This is a genomic window from Runella zeae DSM 19591 (assembly GCF_000423565.1).
In the GTDB taxonomy this organism is placed as follows: domain Bacteria; phylum Bacteroidota; class Bacteroidia; order Cytophagales; family Spirosomataceae; genus Runella; species Runella zeae.
On record NZ_KE384038.1, the window covers coordinates 110,093 to 134,188 of the forward strand.

13 protein-coding genes are annotated in these 24,096 nt (G+C 42.2%); 11 read left to right on the plus strand and 2 right to left on the minus strand.

The window, feature by feature from the left end:
- Nucleotides 1-15 precede the first annotated feature (15 nt).
- The 9 genes from G563_RS0123330 (at nucleotide 16) to G563_RS35640 (ending at nucleotide 18,813) form a co-directional block, all read left to right on the plus strand.
- Nucleotides 16-3,339, plus strand: coding sequence for a VCBS repeat-containing protein (locus G563_RS0123330; protein WP_028667453.1), 3,324 nt, complete (start codon nucleotides 16-18; stop codon nucleotides 3,337-3,339).
- Nucleotides 3,336-6,086: a TIM-barrel domain-containing protein gene (locus G563_RS0123335; RefSeq protein WP_028667454.1), complete on the plus strand. Its 2,751-nt coding sequence runs from the start codon at nucleotides 3,336-3,338 to the stop codon at nucleotides 6,084-6,086. The genes G563_RS0123330 and G563_RS0123335 overlap by 4 nt, the downstream gene beginning before the upstream one ends.
- A 9-nt stretch (nucleotides 6,087-6,095) precedes the next feature.
- Entirely contained in the window at nucleotides 6,096-7,298 is a 1,203-nt protein-coding gene (locus G563_RS37210) for a DUF4249 domain-containing protein (RefSeq protein ID WP_028667455.1), read from the plus strand.
- On the plus strand, nucleotides 7,295-9,688 hold the full coding sequence (locus G563_RS0123345) for a TonB-dependent receptor (protein WP_028667456.1): 2,394 nt from the start codon (nucleotides 7,295-7,297) through the stop codon (nucleotides 9,686-9,688). Before G563_RS37210 ends, G563_RS0123345 begins: the two co-directional genes overlap by 4 nt.
- Nucleotides 9,689-9,757: 69 nt before the next feature.
- Nucleotides 9,758-13,126 carry a VCBS repeat-containing protein gene (locus G563_RS0123350; RefSeq protein ID WP_028667457.1) on the plus strand — a complete coding sequence of 1,123 codons (3,369 nt, stop codon included), beginning with the start codon at nucleotides 9,758-9,760 and terminating at the stop codon, nucleotides 13,124-13,126.
- Nucleotides 13,127-13,247: 121 nt separating this feature from the next.
- Nucleotides 13,248-13,904 (plus strand): fructose-6-phosphate aldolase, encoded by a 657-nt coding sequence (fsa, locus tag G563_RS0123355; protein ID WP_028667458.1) that lies wholly within the window; start codon nucleotides 13,248-13,250, stop codon nucleotides 13,902-13,904.
- A 72-nt stretch (nucleotides 13,905-13,976) separates the two neighbouring features.
- On the plus strand, nucleotides 13,977-14,663 hold the full coding sequence (locus G563_RS0123360; protein WP_028667459.1) for a cell division ATP-binding protein FtsE: 687 nt from the start codon (nucleotides 13,977-13,979) through the stop codon (nucleotides 14,661-14,663).
- 424 nt (nucleotides 14,664-15,087) lie between these two features.
- Entirely contained in the window at nucleotides 15,088-16,815 is a 1,728-nt protein-coding gene (locus tag G563_RS0123370) for a DEAD/DEAH box helicase (RefSeq protein WP_028667461.1), read from the plus strand.
- A gap of 153 nt (nucleotides 16,816-16,968) precedes the next feature.
- Nucleotides 16,969-18,813 (plus strand): YgiQ family radical SAM protein, encoded by a 1,845-nt coding sequence (locus G563_RS35640; protein WP_037328032.1) that lies wholly within the window; start codon nucleotides 16,969-16,971, stop codon nucleotides 18,811-18,813.
- Nucleotides 18,814-18,845: 32 nt separating this feature from the next.
- On the opposite strand, the gene G563_RS0123380 is transcribed toward G563_RS35640, so the two are convergent.
- Nucleotides 18,846-20,783, minus strand: coding sequence for a DUF3857 domain-containing protein (locus G563_RS0123380; RefSeq protein ID WP_028667462.1), 1,938 nt, complete (start codon nucleotides 20,781-20,783; stop codon nucleotides 18,846-18,848).
- A 137-nt stretch (nucleotides 20,784-20,920) separates the two neighbouring features.
- Here G563_RS0123380 and G563_RS0123385 point away from each other — a divergent pair, with 137 nt between their 5' ends.
- Nucleotides 20,921-21,310 carry a hypothetical protein gene (locus G563_RS0123385; RefSeq protein WP_028667463.1) on the plus strand — a complete coding sequence of 130 codons (390 nt, stop codon included), beginning with the start codon at nucleotides 20,921-20,923 and terminating at the stop codon, nucleotides 21,308-21,310.
- Here the strand turns inward: G563_RS0123385 and G563_RS0123390 are convergent.
- The gene (locus tag G563_RS0123390; RefSeq protein WP_028667464.1) at nucleotides 21,307-23,355 is read right to left on the minus strand and encodes a hypothetical protein; all 2,049 of its coding nucleotides are present in this window, start codon (nucleotides 23,353-23,355) and stop codon (nucleotides 21,307-21,309) included. The genes G563_RS0123385 and G563_RS0123390 overlap by 4 nt on opposite strands.
- Nucleotides 23,356-23,522: 167 nt before the next feature.
- Here G563_RS0123390 and G563_RS0123395 point away from each other — a divergent pair, with 167 nt between their 5' ends.
- Nucleotides 23,523-23,975 carry a hypothetical protein gene (locus tag G563_RS0123395; RefSeq protein WP_037327958.1) on the plus strand — a complete coding sequence of 151 codons (453 nt, stop codon included), beginning with the start codon at nucleotides 23,523-23,525 and terminating at the stop codon, nucleotides 23,973-23,975.
- Nucleotides 23,976-24,096 lie beyond the last annotated feature (121 nt).

Sequence of the window (24,096 nt, forward strand, 5' to 3'; positions counted from 1 at the left end):
AAATTGATAATCTTCGTGAATCAAGGTTTTAAAAATAAAGCTGTTTACTTTTTTTGTTTGGTAATAGGCTTACAAGCTTGTTCTTTAAAAAAAGAAACGCCTGTTTTTGAGAAGGTCGAAAATTCGGGAATTGACTTTGAAAATAAAGTCGTCAATACCGCCGATTTTAACATCTTCAATTATCGCAACTTTTATAATGGAGGAGGAGTAGGTGTAGGTGATATCAACAATGATGGCTTGCCTGATGTATTCATGACCTCCAACATGGGAACCAATAAACTCTACTTGAATAAAGGCAATTTTCAGTTTGAAGATATTTCCACCAAAGCAGGAATTGAAAACTCGGGGCATTGGAACACGGGTGTGGTAATGGTCGATATCAATCACGATGGCCTTCTGGATATTTATGTGTGTAATGCGGGCATTGACAAAAGATTTAAAAAGCAAGGAAATGCCCTGTTTATCAATAATGGGAATCTGACCTTTACCAACAAAGCGGCGGAATACGGCCTAGACGAAGACGGCTACACCACTCACGCCGCTTTTTTTGATTATGATTTGGACGGTGATTTGGATTGCTACATTCTCAACAATAGTTTTATTCCAGTCAATACCCTCAATTATGACAACAATCGCACGCTTCGGGCAAAAGATTGGCCTGTCAAAGATTTTCTTAAAGGGGGAGGGGATAAATTATTGAGAAACGACAATGATAAGTTTGTGGATGTAAGTGAGGAGGCCGGAATTTATGGAAGCTTGATTGGGTTTGGATTGGGTGTCACGGTGGGTGATGTCAACAATGACGGTTATCCTGATATTTATATTTCAAACGATTTTTTTGAGAAAGATTATCTCTACATCAACCAACGTAACGGCACTTTTAGCGAAGAAAGCGAACAACGACTTGGTCACACAAGTCTGGCCTCAATGGGGGCTGATATGGCTGATATTAATAATGACGGATATTCAGAAATCTTCACGACTGATATGCTTCCTCGGGATGAGGTGCGACTCAAAAGTACCACCTCCTTTGAAAATCATTATGTGTTTAAGCTGAAGCAGAAGAAAGGCTTCTCTAATCAGTTTATGCAAAATGCGCTTCAGCTCAACAACCAAGACGGTACTTATAGCGAAATTGCCTGTTTGAGTGGAGTGGAGGCGAGTGATTGGAGTTGGGGAGCATTGATGTTTGATGCTGACAACGACGCCCAAACCGATATTTATGTATGTAATGGCATTTATCATGATGTGATTGACCAAGATTTTATCGACTTTTTTGCGAATGAAGTGGCGCAAAAAATGGTGCTATCGGGCGAAAAGAAAAGCTTTGAGGCTATTTTGTCCAATATGCCTTCGCGGCCTATTGCCAATAGTTTTTTTCATAATAAAGGCGGCTTAAAATTTGAAGAAGTCGGCCAAAAGTTTGGGTTTGATACTCCTTCCTTTTCCAACGGGGCTGCTTATGCCGACTTAGACAATGACGGTGACCTTGATTTGATTGTTAACAATGTAAATCAAAAGGCCTTTGTGTATCGCAACAATACAGAAAAAATCCCCAATCGCCATTTTGCTAAATTCATTTTGAAGGGAGATCAAAAAAATCCCCGCAGTATTGGAGCCGAAGTTAAAATATTTGCCAACAAGCAAGTGTTGAGCCGTTATATCATGCCCTCAAGGGGATTTCAGTCTAGTACCGAATACCCTATTACGGTAGGATTAGGGGCGATTACAAAAATTGATTCAGTATGGATAAAATGGCCTAATGGAAAGGCCACAGTAGCGACTGCACTGGGTGTGGATAAAACCCATAACTTCTCCATCAAAGACGCATCAACGAGGACTTTGTCTTTTGATCAAATAAAGCCCACCATTTTGGCAGAAACAAAATGGCCTTTTGAGGCTCATAAAGAAAATGACTACGAGGATTTTTATGAAGAAAAAAATATTCCTGTCAAACTTTCTACCGAGGGACCCAAAGCGGCGGTGGGAGACGTAAACGGCGACGGGAAAGACGATATTTATATTTGCGGAGCTAGTCAGCAAGCAGGGCAACTTTATCTCCAAACAGCCACTTCATTTGTCAAATCTCCGCAAAAAGTATTTGAAGACTTTATCTATTTAGAAGATACCGAAGCCGTCTTTTTTGATGCCGACCAAGATGGCGATTTGGATTTGTATGTGGGTACGGGGGGCAACGAATTTCCGGCCAATGATAGGGGACTACAAGACCGGCTTTACCTCAACGACGGCAAGGGGAATTTTACTTACACAGAAAAAGCCTTGCCTTACAATGGCATGAATACCTCGGTGGTAGCCCCACATGACTACGACGGCGATGGTGATATCGATATTTTTGTGGGCAGTCGTAGCGTAGCCAAGCAATACGGCCTCAACCCTCCAAGCTATCTTTTCCAAAACAACGGAGACGGTACTTTTAAGAGCGTTTTACCCAAAGAAATTCAAGAAATAGGAATGGTAAGAGATGCCGTTTGGCAAGACCTCGATGGGGATAATAAAAAAGAACTTGTAGTGGTAGGAGATTGGATGGCTCCCTTGATTTTGACTTATAAAAATGGACAATTCCAAAAGCTGACCACTGGACTTGAAGCTATGGGTGGATTTTGGGGAAGGGTAGAGGCGGTGGATATTGATAATGACAACGATATGGATTTAGTCTTGGGCAATATGGGCGATAATTTCATGCTCCAAGCTAGTGCTGATAAACCTATCAAGCTCTGGGTTAGCGATTTTGACAACAATGGACTGATAGACAAAATCATGACCAAAACAGTGGATGGCAAAGATTCACCGGTGTTTTTGAAACGTGAAATGATGGAGCAATTTCCCATTCTCAAAAAAGAAAGCCTCAAACACGCGGAGTATGCTACGCGCACGCTTAAGGACTTTTTTAAAGAAGACGTTTTAGCCAAAAGCCTTGTCAAAGAAGTCAACTACCAAAAATCTTCGGTAGCAATCAATGATGGAAAAGGGCATTTTTCAATCATTGAACTTCCGGTGGAAGCGCAATTTTCGTGTATCAATGCTTCTTACTGCACTGATTTGAATGGTGACGGCCTCAAAGACATCATCATCGGGGGCAATAACCACAATTTTATCCCACAGTTTTCGAGATTGGATGGCAGCAAAGGAAAAATACTGATCAACAAAGGAAAAGGAGTGTTTGAGACTGTTTCAGACAAAGACAGTGGTTTGAGAATGGATGGTCAAACAAAGCAGATATTGCCGATTACCATCCAAGGGCAAAAGAGTGTCATATGCTTGATTAACAATACAGTACCGAAGGTGTTTAGGGTAGCAGAGAAACCAAAAAATCTATGAGGGAGCACTACAGGGGCATAGGGATGATGATTCTGCTTGGGTTGTTGACGCATAGTCTATTTTCTCAAAATGCAGGGGATTTTGTGAGTTTTCGGAAGAATGCCACTGATTTGCGCATTAGCGGAACCAAAGGCGACATCTTGATTCAGGGATTTTCGAGTTCAATTTTCAAGGTCCAGTGGCTTTCTACCAACGAAAACTCGGTAGATACTTCGGCTTCAGTAATTTTAAAACCCCAAAGTTTTACTTATTTTATTGTCGAAAGTGCTACAGCTTTAGAAATAAGCTCCACAGATTGTAGCATTGAAATTACGAAAAAGCCTCTTGCAGTATCTCTAAAGTCTAACGGGCGCACCAAAATTCAACAGTATAACTTTAGAGCCGCTCAGGATTCGGTGTACTTAGATTTCAAAATCAACCCTGCCGATGTATTTCATGGTTCGGGAGGGCGTATTTCGGAGGTTGATTTAAACCGCAAAGTGCTGGAGTTCAAAAATACGTATCGCCCCAGTTATTTTGAAGATATTTATGGCTATACGACTCAGTTATCCCAAAGTTTCAATGTGCCATTTATTGTATCTTCTCACCAATATGGATTGCTTCTGGATAGCAATTTGCCCGGAAGTATGCGAATGTACATTGGAGCCTTGGATTCTACGCAAATCCATGTGGAAGCCCAAAGTCAAGGCAAATGGGCGTACTATTTTATCAATGGGAATTCTAACGATGAAATTCTGGAGCATTATACCTTGCTCACTGGAAGGCAGCCTTTGGTGCCACGCTGGGCTTTAGGGTATTTACAATCAAAGTTTGGCTACAAGACGGAGGCCGAAGCCAAAGAAGTAGTGAATAAATTACAAAGCCAAGGTTTTCCGCTTGATGCCCTGATTTTGGACTTATATTGGTATGGAGATGGCACTACTATGGGTAATTTCGACTGGAATAATTCGGCTTTTCCCAATCCTACCCAAATGATGAAAGATTGGGCGGCCAAAGGCGTAAAGACGATATTGATAAGTGACCCTTATATCACCACCAAATCCAAAAACTTTCGATTGGCGGATTCGCTGAGTTATCTCACAAAAAATACCAACAATCAGACCACAACTGTAGATATGTGGAACGGCACGGTGGGGTTGTTGGATGTGTTTAAGCCTCAAACCCAACAATGGCTCTGGGCACAGTATAAGCGACTGACTAGCCAAGGTGTTTCGGGTTGGTGGTGTGATAAAATCGAACCTGAAGAGCATCCTTCCAATTTTGTACATGTCAACGGAAGTGCGCCTCAGGTGCATAATCTATATGCGCTTACATGGGCACAAAACCTGTATGAAAATTATCGCCGTGATTTTCCTGAGCAAAGATTGTTCAATTTGATTAGGTCTGGTTGGGCGGGGTCGCAGCGATATGGAGCTTTGCCGTGGAGTGGAGATGTGATGAGATATTGGGCGGGATTTAAGTTGCAAATTCCGATGATGATTCATGCGGGATTTTCGGGTTTGGCATATATGCATTCCGACATCGGCGGTTTTGCGACTGGTCCCGACAAAAGAGAAAAAGATGAGGAAATGGATATGCGTTGGTTTCAGTTTGGGACATTTTCGCCTATCATGCGAGCGCACGGACAGAGGTCAAGTACGGAGCCATATAATCTTTCTCAACCTTTTTATGATATTGTCAAACGTCATGTCAAGCTCCGCTATGAGTTGTTGCCTTATACCTATAGTTTGGCTTATCAAAACAGTACCACAGGGCGGCCACTATGCCTGTCGATGGATTATTTTGAATTGACAAACACCAACAAAAATATCACAGATCAGTATTTTTTTGGAGAAAATCTGCTCGTTGCACCTATTTTGCTGCACGGGATGCTGGTGCGAAAAGTAGTATTGCCCAAAGGGAAATGGTTTAATTTTTGGACCAATCAACTGCACAATGGCGACGCTAATGTTTTTGAAAAAGTGACCAACGAAAATATCCCTGTTTATGCCAAGGCGGGAAGCTTTATTCCTTTGGCATCTTCGGCTAAGTCTTCTACTGACTCTTATATTTCGGATAGCCTTACGGTCAAATTTTTTCAGGATGTATCGGTAAGAAACTCTTCATTTACGATGTTTCATGATGACGGGAAAAATCCTAATTCGTTGAAAAATAACCAAATAGAGCTTATTGACTTTATTGGAAAAACCGTGACCGATACCGTACAAGTGCAAATCAGGCGCCGTCAAAAATTTGATAAAAGCTTGGCTGCCAGAGCGATAATCTTTGAATTTGAAAATATCACCTCTTTTCCGAAAACCGTAATACTCAATGGTCAAACGATTCAGGTTGTTTTTCAAGAAAACTTATTTAACAAAGACAATCAAGCTTTTTACGATGCGACTTCAGCGCAATTGTTGGTTCGTTTTGCATGGCAGTGCGATTCTCCCGCTCAAATCACGGTCATTAGAGATGGCTTGTCGGTTTTGACCGCCCTGGAACCTACCAAAGAATGGAAGGTATACCCCAACCCGATGAGACAAGGCCAAAAAGTAACTTTAGATTTTGTAGTAAATACGTCTGCTGAATATGAGCTTGAGCTAGTCAATACCGCTGGAATAGTAGTGAATAGACTTCGACTAGGGCAACTTCAGAAAGACACTCAAGTGGTATATCCTTTTGATGTACCCACGCTGAAAGGCACAGTAGTGCTAAGATTGAAAAACAACTTAGGGCAAGCAACGAGTAAAAAATTAGTGATAGAATAAAAACTGCCTATGAAATCTCTGATAAAGCTTTTGATATGGAGTGGATTGCTAGGCGCTATTGCTTGGGGATGTGTAGATAACTTTCAGGTCAATATCACCACTTCCAAAGGATACTTGTTGGTAGAAGGCACGCTTACCGATTTGAACGAACCCCAGTATATAAGTATATTCAGAACCCCCGAAGATACTCAGTTTAAAAGCTCAGATTTTACTTCTTCTATCAATCTTGACCGCCAAAAAGCGGTGCCCGTTACTCAAGCCCAAGTAAAGCTGATTGTGAACAATAAAGACGAGATAGCGATGCAAGAAACCCTAGCAGGCTATTATTATCTGCCTTCTTCTTTCAAGGCAAAAGTAGGAAATACATATCAGCTTTGGTTTAAGACTACGGACGGGATTACGTACGAATCTTCCATAGAATCGATGAGCCCAGTTGCGGACATCAAAGAGATGCGGGAGGAGTTTAATCAGGTAGGTATCAAAAGGTCGCTGACGAGTAGCGAACGAATCGCAACCAACGATATTTATATCGACTTTGACGACATTCCTAACTCCAAAAATTTTTATCGGTGGAGATGGGTAAATTGGGAAATTCAACGCGTGTGCGAGACCTGTCGTCAGGGGCGGTACTATATTTATGAAGATGAAACGGGCGAAACAGGAGGCTGCTACCGAGACCTTACCCTCCAATCAAACGATCTATTTGATTATTATTGTGGTAACCGTTGTTGGGATATTTTTTATAGCCCTGATATCAACATTTTGGCGGATGTATATACCGACGGTCAACCTCAAAAAAATCGTCTAGTAGCTCAGATTCCTCTTCGACAATCCAATCCTACTTTGGTGAGTGTGCAGCAGATGTCATTGTCGCCCAATGCTTTTCGGTATCTTAAACTTTTACAAGACCAATCTATTAATACGGGTACTTTGGCCGATACTCCTCCTGCCCCTATCAGAGGAAATATTAAAAATAGTAAGAATGAAGAAGAATTGGTTTTGGGATATTTTTCGGCATCGTCGGTGTCCGAAAAACGACTGATGATGAACCGTCGCAATACTACAGGAGGCTCACTCAATGGTTTGTTTGCATTTTTCAACAATCGCCTCCCTCTCTTGGAAGATGCCTCCAACGAACGCCCTGACATTCCGTTGGGTATTTGTAAAAATAGCCTTACCCGAACTTCTATCCCCCCTTTTGGTTGGCGATGAAAACAAGATTTTTACTTTTGATGATAATGCTTCTAGGAAGTTTAGAAATCATAGCTCAGAGCTACCTTATTAGTGGGATTGTGCGTGACTCGCTGACCAATGCGCCCCTAGAAGGTGCCACGATTGTGATGGATAGAAACAAAAAACTATACGCCACCCGCAGCGACGCCGAAGGAAAGTTTGCGATCAATGCGGGTAGTGGCAACCATGTTCTGGCGATTCGATATTTGGGATATGTACCATTCTCAAAATACATCCCCTCTTTAAAAGGAAATTTGAAAATAGAGGTTGTTCTTTCTAAAGTAGAACATCAGCTGGAGCAAGTAGTGATTACCACCAAAGGATTTGACCAAACCGTACGACAGCCAATCTTGGGAGTAAATCAGCTCAATATGAAAACTTTCCAAAAATTGCCAGCGGCATTTGGGGAAGTCGATTTGTTGAGAGGCATTCAGATGCTTCCGGGTGTAACAAGCGTAGGCGAAGCTTCCAATGGCGTCAATATCAGAGGGGGAACTACCGACCAAAACCTCATCTTGCTCGACGATACGCCTATTTTTAACCCTACGCATATGTTTGGGTTGTTTTCGGTATTTCCTCCCGATGCTGTAGCAGGGCTGGATTTATACAAAGGAAATGTACCCGGACGCTACGGAGGTAGAGCTGCTTCGGTGATGGATATAGCTTTGAAAAACCCCAACCTCGAAACATGGAAGGGCAAAGGAGGTATCAGTGTGGTATCCAATCGCTTGATGTTGGATGCGCCCATTGTCAAAGGAAAACTAGGTGTATATGCGGCTGGAAGAGGTGCATTCAATGATTTTTTGCTTCCTATTGCGTCCGAACGCCTCAAGGGCATCAAAGCCAAATTTGGAGAAGGAGTGATGAAAGCGTTTTGGAAAGTAAATCAGCGCAATACCGTAACAGCAATGGCCTACAAAAGTTACGATTTGTTCAAAACAGATTTGTTGCCCAGTTTGCCCAATGTGATTGGGGTGAGTACCTTTTATGAACACCAAGCCACCAACGCGATGGCGCGGTGGCTACACGTGATTTCGCCCAAACTTGACATGCAGACCACAGCCGTGTATGCGCACTATGCGCCCACTATCTCTACCCTCGAAAAAGATACCGACAATCCCGTTCGTTTGGAATCGTCTATTGTGCAAAAACAACTAAAATCTAATTTGAATTGGCAATCTGAAAATCACAAAATAGAGTCAGGAATTGTTTTTACAAATTATACCATCGCTCCCGGTACCCTTCAGCCCAATCAGAGCGAAAGCGTAAAGTACGTGACCACCCCTACCGAATACGCCAATGAATGGGCTTGGTATGCAGACGAAGAATTTAGCTATTCCAAAAAGTGGGCTTTTTCGTTGGGATTGCGTTATTCGCTGTTTATGGCTTTGGGACCCAACGATTATCGGAATTATGAAGCAGGAGAGCCACGCGACGACTTTTCGGTCGTTGATACAGTGGCGGTAGCCAAGGGCAAACCTCTCAAAACCTATGGTGGACTAGAGCCACGGCTAGGCATAAGATACACCATCACCGACAAAATTTCCTTAAAATTTGGGTATAATTTGATGCGGCAATATGTACAGATTATTTCCAATACTACCACGCCTATTCCAACGTCTCGCTGGAAAACCAGCGACCGGAACATCAAGCCACAAATAAGCAATTTGGCGTCGGCGGGGTATTACCAATCTTTCAACAAAGACATTTACGAAGTTTCGTTGGAGGGGTATTATAGATACACCCAAAACATGGTCGATTATAAACCAGGCGCTGATTTTTTACTTCAAAAGTATCCCGAAACCCAAATCGTACAAGGCGTAAGTAAAGCGTATGGAGTAGAACTGATGCTGACCAAAAAGAAAGGCAAACTAACGGGCTGGGCCAATTATACGTATTCGCGTACCTTCAATCGTACGTATGACGGCATCGCGCCTATTGAGCGTGTCAACAATGGCAACTGGTATGCTGCCAATTACGACCGGCCTCATACGTTCAATACTTCCATTGATATTTTTGTGGACGACCACAATTCCTTCAGTTTTACTTTTATGTACAGCAAAGGCCGACCTTATACGGAGCCTGTGGGTTTTGTAAATTACCTTAACAATTACTTCCCCTTTTACGAAGCTCGCAACAACCGACGCGTTCCGGATTATCATCGGCTAGATTTTGCGTGGAATATTTACAATCCACGGATGAAAGATAGACGTTTTAAGGGACACTGGGCATTTACGGCCTACAACTTGTATGCTCGTAAAAATGTCTATTCGGTCTTTTTTAAGACCGAAAATGGTACGAGTGTGGCCCAAAAACTCCAAATATTTGCCGCACCAATTGTAAGCCTAGCTTATAATTTTGAGTTTTAAAATCAAACAAATTAGAATCGCCAAACTTGCCAAGTTGGAGTTTCGAAAGTTTTATAAATATTGTTTTTAATGAAGTCTATTTATCTTTTTTTACTTTTTGCGGTATTGGTTTCTTGTCAAAAAGCCGAGAAAGCAGTTCCTGCCTTTCGATTACTGGAGGCGAGTCAAACGGGCATTGCGTTTTCAAATGATTTGAAAGCGACCAATGAACTCAATATTTTCAATTATATGTATTTTTATAATGGTAGTGGCGTAGGCGCTGGTGACTTCAACAACGACGGCTTGATCGATGTTTGTTTTACGGGCAATCTCGCCCAAAACCGTCTTTATATCAATCGTGGAAAACTTAAGTTTGAGGATGTAACTCCCCAAACCAATATCAATCTTGCCAAAGGCTGGGCCAATGGGGTTTCGGTAGTGGATATCAATCAAGACGGAAAACTAGATTTGTATATCAATCAAGTGGGCGGTTTTCAGGGATTTAATGGCCGTAATTTGCTCTTTATTTGTAAGGAAATCACCAAAGAAGGCGTGCCTATTTATGAAGAAAAAGCCAAAGAATATGGACTAGATTTGGTAGGATTTGGTACGCAAGCTGCCTTTTTTGATTATGATTTAGACGGAGATTTAGACTTTTTTCAACTCAATCATTCCGTTCATCAAAATGGCACTTTTGGATTCCGCTCGGTATTTCAGGGCAAGATGCACCCTACGGCGGGCGATAAGTTTTTTAGAAATGACAGTCAGTATTCTTCTGAAGGTCAGATGGTTAAGCCTGTTTTCAAAGAGGTGACTTTGGAGGCACGTATCGTGAGTGATGTGCTAGGATATGGACTGGGTGTTGGCGTAGGCGATGTCAATTTTGACGGCTATCCAGATATGTACATTGGCAATGATTTTCACGAAAATGACTATCTCTATATCAATCAGCAAAATGGGCAGTTTAAAGAAGATTTGGAAAACCAAATAATGCACACAAGCCAATTTTCGATGGGAATTGATATTGGAGATATCAACAACGACATCCTGCCCGAAATCATTTCTTTGGATATGTTGCCCTACGATAAAGAAATCCTGAAACGGTCGGAAGGAGAAGACTCTTACAATATTTTTAAATATAAAATACGCCAAGGCTACAATCATCAGTTTGCCAGAAACAATCTACAGCTCAATTTAGGACCCTTGTCAGCTCAAAAAAATCCCCAAGGCGCTTTTTCAGAAATTGGGATGTATACTGGAGTATATGCCACCGACTGGTCGTGGGCACCTCTTTTTATGGATTTTGACAACGACGGCCGCAAGGATTTATTTATCTCAAACGGTATTCCTAAGCGCATGAATGACATTGATTACATACAATTTGTATCAAACGAAAGCATTCAGGCCAAAATGAACAAAGGGGAATTTACGGAAGATGACCCTTCGGTGGTGGAGATTTTGCCCGAAATCAAATTACCTAATAAGTTTTATCTCAATACTCCAACTCTGCAATTTCAGGACTGGCAAAACCGTATTATGAATGATAAACCTTCCTTTTCAAACGGTGCTGTTTATGCAGATTTGGATAATGACGGTGACCTAGAAGTCATTACCAACAACATCAACGACAAAGCCTTTATCTATGAAAACCTAGCTAATGAATATGCTCCCACTCATCAATCTTTGACGCTGCATCTGAAAGGCTCTTCCCACAATCGGAATGCCATCGGAGCTAAGTGTTTGATATTTAAGGGTAAAGAAGTGCTGTCTTACGAGAAGTTTCCGGTAAGAGGGTTTCAGGCAAGTATGGAAGTACCTTTGACGATTGGCCTTGGCAATAAAGCGGAAGTAGATTCTATGTATGTAATTTGGCCTGACAAACGTTTTCAAAAAATAGACCCTAAAAATTTGCCTAGCTCCATTACGATCACTTATCAAGCTACGCTGCCGGTATTTGATTATGCGGCTTTTGTGGCAAAGATGATTCGGAGCGTAGCAGTAGAAGATGTGACAGAGGCGTCGGGGTTGGATTTTGTACATCAAGAAAACAACTTCAATGAATTTGACCGGGAAGCTCTTATTCCGCATTTGGCCTCTTCGGAAGGCCCTGCTTTGGCGCTCGGCGATATCAATCGTGACGGCCTTGAAGATGTGTTTTTGGGAAATGCCCGCGACGGGGTCAGCAAGGTATATCTCCAAAACGCCAAGGGTAAATTTGTGTATTTAAAACAACCCGAAATCGCCAAGGATAGTGCTTATGAAGACGTAGATGCGGTGTTTGCGGATGTCAACGCCGACTCGCATCTCGACTTGATAGTCGCAAGTGGTGGCAACGAATTTTTTGGTAACTCCGAATACCTCCAACCGCGCGTATATCTCAATGACGGTAAAGGGAATTTTGCCCGAAAAAAGGACGCTTTTACGGACTTGTTTGTGACTGCCTCTACCGTAAGAGCGTTTGATTTTACGGGTGATGGCAAAATGGATTTGTTTATCGGGGGGCGCTCTATCCCGAAGGCTTACGGAGACAATCCTCGTTCTTATTTACTTCAAAACGACGGCACGGGAAAATTTGTGGATATAACTGAAAAAATAGCCCCCGACTTGAAAAATATTGGGATGGTGAAAAACGTAGAATTGGTTGATATTGAAGGTGATAAAGATACGGATTTGGTACTTTCTATAGAGTGGCAAGGCGTATGTATAATGGAAAATAACAAGGGTACATTTACCAAAAAAATGCTTACTGAAGCCAAAGGTTGGTGGAATTTTACCCTCACGAGCGATTTCGACGCCGACGGAGATTTGGATATTTTGGTCGGAAATCTGGGCTTGAATAGTCGTCTCAAAGCTACTCCTGAGCAGCCCGTAAAGCTTTACGTAGGAGATATTGATAAAAATGACAGGGTAGATCAAATTTTGACTTATTTTCTCAACGGACAGGAGACCCTTTTTGCCAATAAAATGGAAACCGATAAGCAGTTTCCGTTTATCAAAAAACAATACATTCATGCCAAAGATTTTGCGCAAGCAAGTGTAGAAGCGCTTTTTGGGAGAGATAAATTAGAGAAAATGAAAATCCTAACAGCGACGGAGTTTGCCAATTGTATTTTGCTCAATGATGGTAAAGGTAACTTCACGCTAAAACCGCTGCCTATCAAAGCACAATGGACTACTTTTCGGGCGGGGCAAATCATCGATGTCAACGGCGATAAACTACCTGATGTGCTCATTGCGGGCAATTTTTATGACAACAACATCCAAATGGGGCGTTATGATGCAGACTATGGAACCGTACTCCTCAATCAAGGCAAGGGGGAGTTTGAGGTAAGGGCTTTAAGTACCTTGGTAAAAGGGCAAGTGAGGCATATCGCTACTCTCAGACAGCCGTCTGGACAGCCTCAACTAATACTCGCCAAAAACAACGATAAAGCACAGGTAATTGCCCTAAAGAAATGATAAATAGGAGGTCTTGACGAAACCCAAAGCATTGTTTATCTTTTTGTACACAAAAATATCTTTTTAGAAATAAACGGTTTAACTACTTTTGCAAGTACAAAACCAAACAAAACTCACCAGAATGAAATTTTTCATTGATACTGCCAACTTAAAAGAAATTCAGGAAGCCTACGAATTGGGCGTACTCGACGGAGTTACGACCAATCCTTCGCTTATGGCCAAAGAGGGAATCACGGGCAAAGCCAAAATCATGGCTCATTACAAAGCTATCTGCGATATCGTAGATGGAGATGTAAGTGCGGAGGTGATTTCGACCGAATTTGACGGAATGATCAAAGAGGCCGAGGAGTTGATTGAAATCGATGATAAAATCGTAGTCAAAGTCCCTATGATTAAGGATGGTGTCAAAGCCATCAAGCATTTGTCGGATCGTGGCATCAAAACCAACTGCACCTTGGTATTTTCGGCGGGGCAAGCTTTACTTGCGGCCAAAGCAGGAGCTACTTATGTCTCTCCTTTTATTGGTCGTTTGGATGATGTGTCAATGGACGGAATGGATTTGATTGAGCAGATTGTGAATATTTACCAAAACTACGGTTTTACGACCGAAGTATTGGCCGCGTCGGTACGCCACCCGATTCACCTTCTCAAGTGCGCTGAGCTAGGTGCTGATGTGGTTACGTGTCCCCTCAGCGTGATTACGTCGCTCCTCAAACATCCTCTTACGGATCTTGGCTTAGAAAAATTCTTGGCCGACTACAAAAAAGGAAATCAATAATTTAGTTTATAAAGCGAGCAATGTACCTTAGTGTAGGCGCATTGCTCGCCTTCTTTATTGCCTATCAGAACTATGACTGCTTTTTCATCGGACCCTATTATCCAATTAGAAAACACTGATATTTACCAAAACGGTAACAAGCTTGTTTTGTCGGATGTCAATTTTGAAATCAACAAAGGCGATTTTGTGTTTTTGATTGGGCGGACAGGTAGCGGCAAAAGCTCTCTTCTCAAAACCCTTTACGGTGATTTGTGGCTCGAATCGGGCAGAGGCAAAGTGGTAGGCTATGAATTACAGAAACTAAAGCGGTCGGATGTTCCTTTTTTAAGACGTAAAATAGGAATTGTATTTCAAGATTTTCAATTGTTTTTTGACCGCAATGTAGAGGAAAATCTTGAGTTTGTACTCCGTGCTACCGGCTGGACCGACAAAGCGTCTATCAAAAATCGTATCTCCGAAGTACTAATGCAAGTAGGCTTAGGTACGCTTCAAAAAAAAATGCCTCATCAGCTCTCAGGTGGTGAGCAGCAACGCGTGGTGATTGCACGGGCTATGCTCAACGAACCGCAGATTTTGCTGGCCGATGAGCCTACCGGAAATCTAGACCCCGAAGTAGGAGAGCAAATCATGCAAGTTTTTCAGGCTATCAATACCGCAGGCACCGCTATCTTGATGGCTACTCACAATTATGACTTTCTTAAGAAATACCCCGCTCGCGTTCTCAAATGTGAGGCTGGTGCCGTCACCGAAATAGCCTAATACCTTTTGCAAATATTATTTTGCTAAGAAAAATACAAAATTTAATATTCTCTTCATTCTTATTTCAAGAATTTGTCTTACTTTTGCATAAGTTTTTACTGCACGAACAAGCTCGTTCGTCTCTGCGATTTTTTGTGTCAGGGTACTTTTAAAAGTAGGCAGTTTGCAGTCAATAGTTACAGCACTGTTTTTGTATACGTCGTAGCTGTTTTCTAGTAGTGGCTCCCTGCAAACTCTCCTCTCTTCGTCGTCCTCAGAAATACACGCAGGCCTTCTGTAAATGTTTACAGAGACTCTTCGGGCTGCAGTGCTTTTTACGCGAGTATTGAGTAAGTCTTCAGTATTGGGAAAAAAGAAAGGCACTTTCTTCCCAGTTGTGGTGTACTCTTTGCTCACAACTAAATGCTCATTACTAATTTAAAAAATGCAAGAAGAAAATTTGAATTTTCAATCACTTGGCTTGTCAGACGAAGCGCTGAAAGCAGTGACCGAAATGGGTTTTGAAAAACCCTCTCCTATCCAAGCGCAAGCGATTCCTCATTTGTTGCAAGGTCTTGATGTCATAGGCCAAGCTCAAACCGGAACCGGAAAAACAGCAGCGTTTGGTTTGCCAGCCTTGGAGTTGGTAGAAGTAGATGATAAACACACGCAAGTACTTGTTTTATGTCCTACCCGTGAGTTGGCTGTTCAAGTAACAGACGAACTACGCCGCTTGTCCCAATTTAAAAAAGGCCTTAAAATCGAAACAGTTTACGGCGGTGACTCTATTGAGCGTCAGATTCGGTCGTTGAGAGGAGGCGTTCAAATCGTAGTAGGTACTCCTGGACGTACCATGGACTTGATGGAACGTCGTGCCCTAAAACTCGACAAAGTAAGCTACGTAGTACTTGACGAAGCTGACGAAATGCTCGACATGGGCTTCCGTGAAGATATTGAGAGTATCTTGGAAGATATTCCAGAAGAACGCCAAACGGTGTTGTTTTCGGCAACGATGTCAAAGCCTATCATGGCTATTACGCAGAAGTTTCAAAATGACCCTGTATTGGTAAAAGTAACGCGCAAAGAAGTTACGAATGAAAATATCGAACAGGTATGTTTTGAAGTAAAACAACGCGCTAAAAGCGAAGTAACTTGCCGCCTAATCGACGCTTATGACCTCAAACAAGTCATTATTTTCTGTAATACTAAACGTAAAGTGGATGAGATTACGGAAGAATTGATGGTAAGAGGCTATCAAGCAGAAGGGCTACACGGTGATTTACGTCAAGCACAACGTAACAACGTGATGGCAAAATTTAGAGCCAATACTACCAATATCCTTGTCGCTACCGATGTAGCAGCTCGTGGTATTGATGTATCAGGGGTAGACGCCGTAATCAATTTTGACTTACCACTCGACGAAGAGTATTATGTACACCGTATTGGCCGTACAGGTCGTGCCGGTCGTACAGGTAAGGCGTTGACTTTGGTAGCGAAAGATGAAAAATATCGTCTCCGTCAAATTGAGAGCTATACCAAAGTGCGTATTGAAAAAGGAGTGATTCCAAGTTTTGAAGATATCGTAGGCGTTCGGAAAGCTCGTTTTATTGAGCAAGTAGAGCAAGCAGCTTCCGAAGGAGATTTGGAAATCTACAACGACATGCTTACCATGTTGCATCACACAACTGGCTTGAGCACAGAAGTGATTGTGGCAGCCTTGGTCAAAATCAATATGGGTGTTCAGAAAAGCGAATTTGCTGATACTGATTTGGCTTGGGAAGAAGAGCGTAAGTTTGGTAAAGATAGAGGCGCTAGAAGTGAAGATAGAGGTGGGCGTTTTGGCAGAGACAGAGATGCTGGCCGTGGTAGTAACGACCGAGGAGGCCGTGGCGACCGCGATAGCCGTGGTGGCAATGACCGCGCAAGACGCAATGACCCCGGTATGGTTCGGTTGTTTGTGAGCGTAGGTCGCAAAGACCGCGTACAACCTCGCGACATCGTAGGGGCTATTGCTGGCGAAGCGGGTATCCCAGGACGTGTGATTGGTTCTATCGACATCTTTGATGCTTACTCGTTTGTGGATGTACCAGAGCGCGATGCCCGTAAGGTAGTAGAAGCCATGACTGGCAATACTATCAAAGGAAAAGTGGTAAATATTGAAGTAGCCCGATAAACCTGTCGGATAAGACTTAACAGGAGCAGTTCACAGCAAGCAGTATGACGATATTGTTGGTTGTGAACTGTTTTGTTTCAAACTATTTAGGGTTATCTTTGGTTAAACTACCGCGTACCCATTCGACTTTGCAAGAAAATTTAAGAAAAAATGATGGTGGAAAGACCCATAACAGATTGGTTGCCTTTAACAAAAAAAGAGGTAGAAAAACGAGGCTGGAATGACGTAGATGTGGTGCTTATATCGGGCGATGCCTACGTAGACCACCCAGCTTTCGGAACGGCGGTCATTGGGCGTATCATAGAGAGTGAAGGCTTCAAGGTGGCGATTGTGGCTCAGCCCAACTGGAAAGACGATTTAAGGGACTTTAAAAAGTTTGGTACACCTAAATATTTCTTTGGCGTGACGGCCGGCTGCATGGATTCGATGGTAAACCACTATACAGCCAACAAACGTTTACGTTCCAACGACTCTTATACCCCCGGAGGAGAAGCTGGTTTTAGGCCCGATTATGCCACGACGGTTTATACCAATATTCTCAAACAACTGTATCCTGAGGTGCCGGTATTGATTGGTGGCATTGAGGCTTCTTTGCGCCGAGTGACTCACTACGATTATTGGAAAGATCAGCTGATGCCGTCGATTTTGGTGGACTCAAAAGCCGACCTTTTGGTATATGGAATGGGTGAGCAGCCTTTGCGCGAAATATTGAGACGATTGAAAGAAGGGCAGACTTTCGCTGATTTGCAAGACATCAATCAGGTAGCCTATTTGCAGCCTTCTTCTGCCGAACTGCCCCGCTATAATGACTGGGAAACCGTGGAGCTATCGAGTCATGAAGTATGCTTGGCCGATAAAATCAAATATGCCGCAAACTTTAAGATTGTAGAAGTTGAATCCAATAAATGGCAAGCCAATCGTATTACGCAGCAGATTGGGGAGCAGCTATTGGTTATCAATCCGCCGTTCAAAATCATGGACGAGAAGGAAATGGATGCTTCTTTTGATTTGCCATATACGCGTTTGCCCCACCCCAAATACAAAAATCGGGGTACAATTCCGGCTTATGAAATGATTAAATTCTCTATCAATATGCACCGTGGGTGTTTTGGTGGATGTAGTTTTTGTACTATTTCGGCGCACCAGGGTAAGTTTATTGCCTCTCGTAGCGAAAAGTCAATCATGAAAGAGGTGGAAGAAGTGACAAAGCACCCTGAATTTAAAGGCTACATTTCGGATTTGGGAGGGCCTTCGGCCAATATGTACCGCATGAAAGGCAAAGATGAGTCAATTTGTGCGCGTTGTTCGAGCCCAAGTTGTATTCATCCCGTCATTTGTTCCAATTTGGATACTTCTCATAAGCCACTCACTGAGCTTTATCGCAAAGTAGATGCGCATCCCAAGGTCAAGAAAGCATTTGTGGGTTCAGGAGTTCGGTATGATTTGTTAGTAGATGATTTCAACAAAAACAACAAAGACGGCAATCATGACGAATACATGGAGCAGCTCATTACGCGGCATGTATCGGGGCGGCTAAAAGTAGCACCTGAACATACTTCTGATGATACCCTCCGCGTGATGCGTAAGCCTTCCTTTAAGTATTTTAAGTTGTTTAAACAGAAATACGATAAAATACAGGACAAGCACAATCTCAATCAACCGCTGATTCCTTATTTTATCTCTTCGCATCCGGGATGTGAGGAAGCCGACATGGCCAATCTCGCCGCCGAAACCAAAGATTTGGGTTTTCGCCTGGAGCAAGTGCAAGATTTTACACCTACTCCTATGACAGTGGCAGAGGTGATATATTATTCGGGCGTACATCCTTATACTTTGAAGCCTGTTTATACGGCCAAAACGCGGGAAGAAAAACAAAACCAAAATCGCTTTTTCTTTTGGTATAAACCCGAGTACAAAGACATGATAAGAAACCGCCTCAACAAACTCAAAAGGCCCGATTTGGCCAATCGTCTGTTGGGTAGTCCCAAGAAGAAGTAAAAAAAAAAGAGGCTCAAAAGCCTCTTTTTTTTTTACTTCTTCTTCAACGAAATTACTTCACTATAAGCTTCATTGAGGGCAGCTACCATTTTATTCCATTCGGGAAAACTGGTTTTTTTGACCAACAACGTATTCAAATTAAGATTACTACGCACAATGATTTGCCCGTTTTTCTGTTCATAACTAAGCTTAAAACCAAAATCAGGATTTGAAAAACTAACGTTGGTGGGCAAATAAGACACCTCATACCCTTGAGGAATAGGGAGTGTCGTTATGGTTTCTTCGGCGTGCGTAAACTCATGTTTCCAATCATTTTTACGATTGTTTTCTTGGCGTTTGTCAGCCCACGGGCGAGTAAGGTGAGGATTGATGAATAGCTCTCCTGCGGCTTCCTGAACATAATCAGGTACCCGAAAAGTATAATCAAATACCACCGGAACATTGCGTTGGTTGAGTCCCAACACGGTTCTTTGCTCCAAAGCTGATTTGTTTGAACCTCTGCTCAAAAGCGATTTGTAATACTCATCTTTTTGATTTTCTGACCGATACTGCACCGCCGATTTGACGGCTGTTTTCCAAAGTCCTTCAAAAGAAAGCATTCCTTTTCCTTTCAGGGTTTTACCGTCAATAGATAAAATAATAGAGTCTCGTTTGAAGTTTTGTAGCGGCGTAGCAATCGGCACGGGGACGATTTCGTATTTGTCTTCCGACGTCATAATGAGTGCCTCCTTGCCTTGAATATGAGAAGTAGGGAGACCAAAGTCGATGCGGTCGTCGGTGGCATCCAAAAACTGCCATTCTCCTTTGTACTTCACTGCCGCAATCATGTGATTGTCAACGCTCATGGAAGGGTTTTCGGCATAGCGGTAGGGGATGTCGCGCGTGCCAATCCATACCAAATAAGACGGCACGCCCGACAGATTGAGGAGCGTAGAAGTCAAGCTTGCCATGTCTTTGCAGTCACCGTAGCGTTTTTGACAAACATCGGCAGCTTGACGGGGTACAAATCCCCCCAAACCTTCTTCAAAAGCGATGTATTTGACATGGTCTTGCACCCAATAATACACCGATTTGATTTTGTCTAGTTCGCTTTTGCCGCGAGTAAGCGAGTCAGCCAACGCTTGTAATTGAGGGCTGGGCGTTTTGTTGAGGTCTTTGACCAAACTTTTGTAATAATTAAAGAGCTTTTGTACGTTGCCCAGTACTTCGGTCGTCTGACCGTCGATGGTATAGCTCTCAATAAACAAAAACACCTGAGGTACATAATGCCTCAGCGAAGGAGATTCGGTTTCGAGAGGCGAAGGTTTGACGTTTTGGGCTTTCCAAGTGTAAGTTGTTTGGCCGTTTTGGGAGCTTTGTTTAAATAAAATTCCTTTCATATCGCCGTAAGTTTTGTAAGAAACTTTGACTGACGACGGAAATGTGACCGAAAATTCGCTGTTGAGTACCGGTACGTAATTCCCAAAAATAAACCCCGTAAGCATATAAGGATTTTTGATGCGTTCGCGATAAGACACACTCCCTATTCCTCCTTGTTTGGCACCGGGGAAGGTGAATTTTTTGACTTGCATATCGTCAAAAAAAATCCCCCCGCCGGGGCTAGGTCGTTCGGTTTTGAAGTTGGTGACGGGGGTACGCTTAAAACCCGCCTTTTCGGGGATATAAGAAATAGCTTCTAAGTCTTTGATTTCTTGAAAAGCATCCGAGAAATAAATGCGCTCGTCGGCCCAAACGCTCGCTCGTTCATCCAAAAATACCCGGTCTTCTTGGTGTAAAACCTCAATTTGCAAGGCTTTATCCACGATTTCGATAGATACTTTTTCCGAACGATTGACATATGCCATCTCTTCGTCTGGAAACTTAGCTTTTAGCTGCGCAATATTTACCTTTGGCTGCGCCCATGATAAAGTAAACGAGAGAAAAAATAGGAAAAAGTAAGCTATTTTTTGGGTCGTTGAGGAATAATGCATATTTCAAGAAATGATTAATGTGGCTCTAAAATAACGGAAGGTTGGCAAGAAAAGTTTTATTTTGTGTTTCATCCCCTCAAGAGATGAAGTAATAAGGTATTTCGTTAATCAGGTTTTTTGAGTTTAAAACAAAAATTATGCAAAAAGCAGCGGATGATTTGATGGGTGCGTCGTCGGAAGTGGTACAGGGGTGTCTCAATACCCCCAATTTGCTCCGTGACTTAATCCTTCAATTAATAAAAGATTTTCAGACCGCACAAATACCCTTACCGTTGGATGCAGAAGTTGCTTATTCGTTTGAAGGGCTTTGTGAGCATTTGGTTCAAGTGATCGAACTGCATTTGGACAAAGGCGGTACTTTGAAAAACCTGCTCAATCGCGTTGATTTGACCGAGAAACAAATCAGAAAAATGATTCCTAATCAACTCAATGCTCATCTTCGCTCTTTGGCTGAGCTTATCATTAAGCGTGAGTTACAAAAAGTAGTGATTCGGTATTGGTACCGACAAACTTCTGAAAATAGCTAGGGAATAATGTTACAATTGACAAAAGAGCTGGGGTTCAGTGTTTTTTTCCAACCCTTGGTTCGTGCTTCTTTTCTTTGATTCATGAGTAAGCTTTGTTTGCTTGCTACCGGCAAATACCGCCGTGTGAGGTCGTTGGACGAACTTTCGACTAGTTTCATTTTTACATTTCTCCAATTGAATTCCACAAAAGGGACAAATGCCTCTACGGTATTACGAAGATTGGGGTCGTTGTCATAGCGATAAGCCGTCATATAAGTAGATTGACCGTCAGGAGCCACTACAGTAGTGTGGGTTTGGAGGCGATTGTTGCCAGAGAAGTTCTTAAACTCATACCTTTCGCCAGCGTTAATAGATTCATTTTGACTGATTTGGGGTTGTTGGATGCTCCAGTTGAATTTCCATAAAATATCCGTCGCTTCGCAAGCTTCTACGATGAAGCCGTTGTAAAGGGTATTTTCGTTTTTAAAGACATTTTCTCGATTCTCAAATTCTACAACTGTTCCTTTTTCTTGGGTGATGTTTTCAATTTTGCAGTTGCCCATGGCAAATTTGACGCCCGCGCCTTTCGCAATATGAAGATGTTTGATGGCAAGGTCGGCATTGAGAGGTTGGACATAGTTTTTCTTTGCCGGGATGCGACACACAAACTTGCCCACGCGATGTCTACCATCGGGTACATTAGGAAAACCGAAGTAATAGCCGTCACCATAAAATTTGAGACGGACATCGGTTTCTATCTCATCAAAAACAGCCCCCGTAATGCCTTTATTGAGCCACAAGCCCGTCATGTCGTTGAGAGCAGCTTCGCTCATAAATACGGGATTGGTGTTTTGAATCAACAATTTTTTCACATAAAAACTGCTTTTAGGGGACTTGAATGAAGTCCATGTATGTTTGGAAGCTACCCACGAGAGGTTTTTGTTCATCATGGTAGAATAGGCTTTGGTGTCTGCCATGTCAGGTTTGCGTAAGGCACCGTCTATTACGTAGTTGTCTACTCGTACGTGGTTGACCGCTTGGGTATAAAATACCAAAGAACAAGGGAAGCGGGCGTAGATATTTTTGATGTACAAGCTATCTTTTCGTTTGTGCACCTCGGGGTCCACTTGGTTTTCGAAAGTAAAAGTATAGAAAGGCTTTTCGATAGGTGCGTCTCCCCAAAGTTCTTGGTCTTGCTGAGCGTAGAGAGAATCGATGATTACGGCTCGATGTGCACCGCGCACATTTACGCCCCACACGGCGAAGTTTTCTTCTTGAATATTGAGACAATTGAAGCCATTGATTTCGCGAAAAGCCTTCACTTGGATACGGTTGTAGCCAATGTCTTTGACTTGGTCGCGGGTATCGATATTGATGCCGCACATGGGCATATTTTTGAAAGTCAAAGAGCCAATGGTCAATCTTGATTTAGGCTGATGAGCAGGAGAAATGATTTGTAAGAATGCTTGCCCCGCTTCATTTTTGGCGTTGGCGATTTTGAGGTTTTGGGTATTGCCGTTGAGCAGTAGCGAGCCGCTCAATGTAAGTTCGGGAATATCTTCAAGTTGAAGGATTTTGATTTGATTTACGCCGTTTTGGGTTTGTAAAGTTGTATTTTCAAAATCAAGCGTTAGCCGTTTGGGATTAAAGAGGTTTTTGGGGGTAATAATGAGCGGTTGGAGAAAATAAGTTTTGGTCCCAAAGTTAATCTTATCGCAAGCCATAAGTGCATACAAAAGCGCCTCATTGACACTCCTATCAGTGTTGTTCATAAACCATTCTATCATTACTCCTTTGGAAGGATTATAGAGGCGTTTGTAGCGGCCTTTGACTTCGCGGCTCGAACTTTGGAGTATAGTGCCGATATTGGGGCTTGATTGGGTATCGGTAGGGTCGTATCTCCACTCGCCTTGCTTGCCAGCATCCGTGATGAGATAAGTGGCATTAGGGGAGGGGTTTTTGAGGGTGACTAGTTGCCGTAAGGTAAGAGAACTAACTTGTGCTACTCCCCTGAAAGACATACCCAACAGAAGAGCATACAAAATAAAAAGAGCCGATTTGTTCATATCATTAGGGTAGATTCACTGTTATTAACTCCCAAACTCAAAAACTATAGTTATGTGGGATATTTGTTGTAGGTTAGGATTGGGTTATGGTTAACAATAATACGGTTTTGAGTATTTAAAAATATCGGCAAGTAGCTTGTCAGGAAATTAGATAAAATATTGAACTTATGAAGCATTCATTCAGTGTATTTCTAATGTTGATTTTGGTGGCCTGCCAAACTAAAAAAAATAAGATTACTTTTTATATTGAAAATGGAAGTAGAGTAGATACTATAGTTACTATGAATGTATGGGTTGAAGGACGGAAAGTTGTTGATACTAATTTTGTTTATTCTACTATTACTCCAAATTATGATATTTTTATAGTCGACGAGTTTGTAAAAGATAGTGTGTTGGTTGAAGCAACTGTAAATACAGGCGTAGAAAATAAGTTTAAAATAAAGTTTGATAGAAATGCTTATATATTTCTTGCATATGTACATGACTCATTAATCACAGAAAGTGAAGTAATTGCAAATGAACAAATGAAGAAAGAACTGAATGGATATGACCCCAGTGTGCTTTTAGAGAAGAAAGCTATTCGGGAAAAAGTTCAATATACAGAACCCTTGTTGTATTAGAAAAAATCTTTGCATTTTTCCTTATAGAGTACTGAGTCAATTAAACAAAAATTTAGCTTTTGTCTAGAGTTCAAGATGGGCGGTAAGTTTAAGCGCCTCGTATAAAGAAGGTCCTAACCTC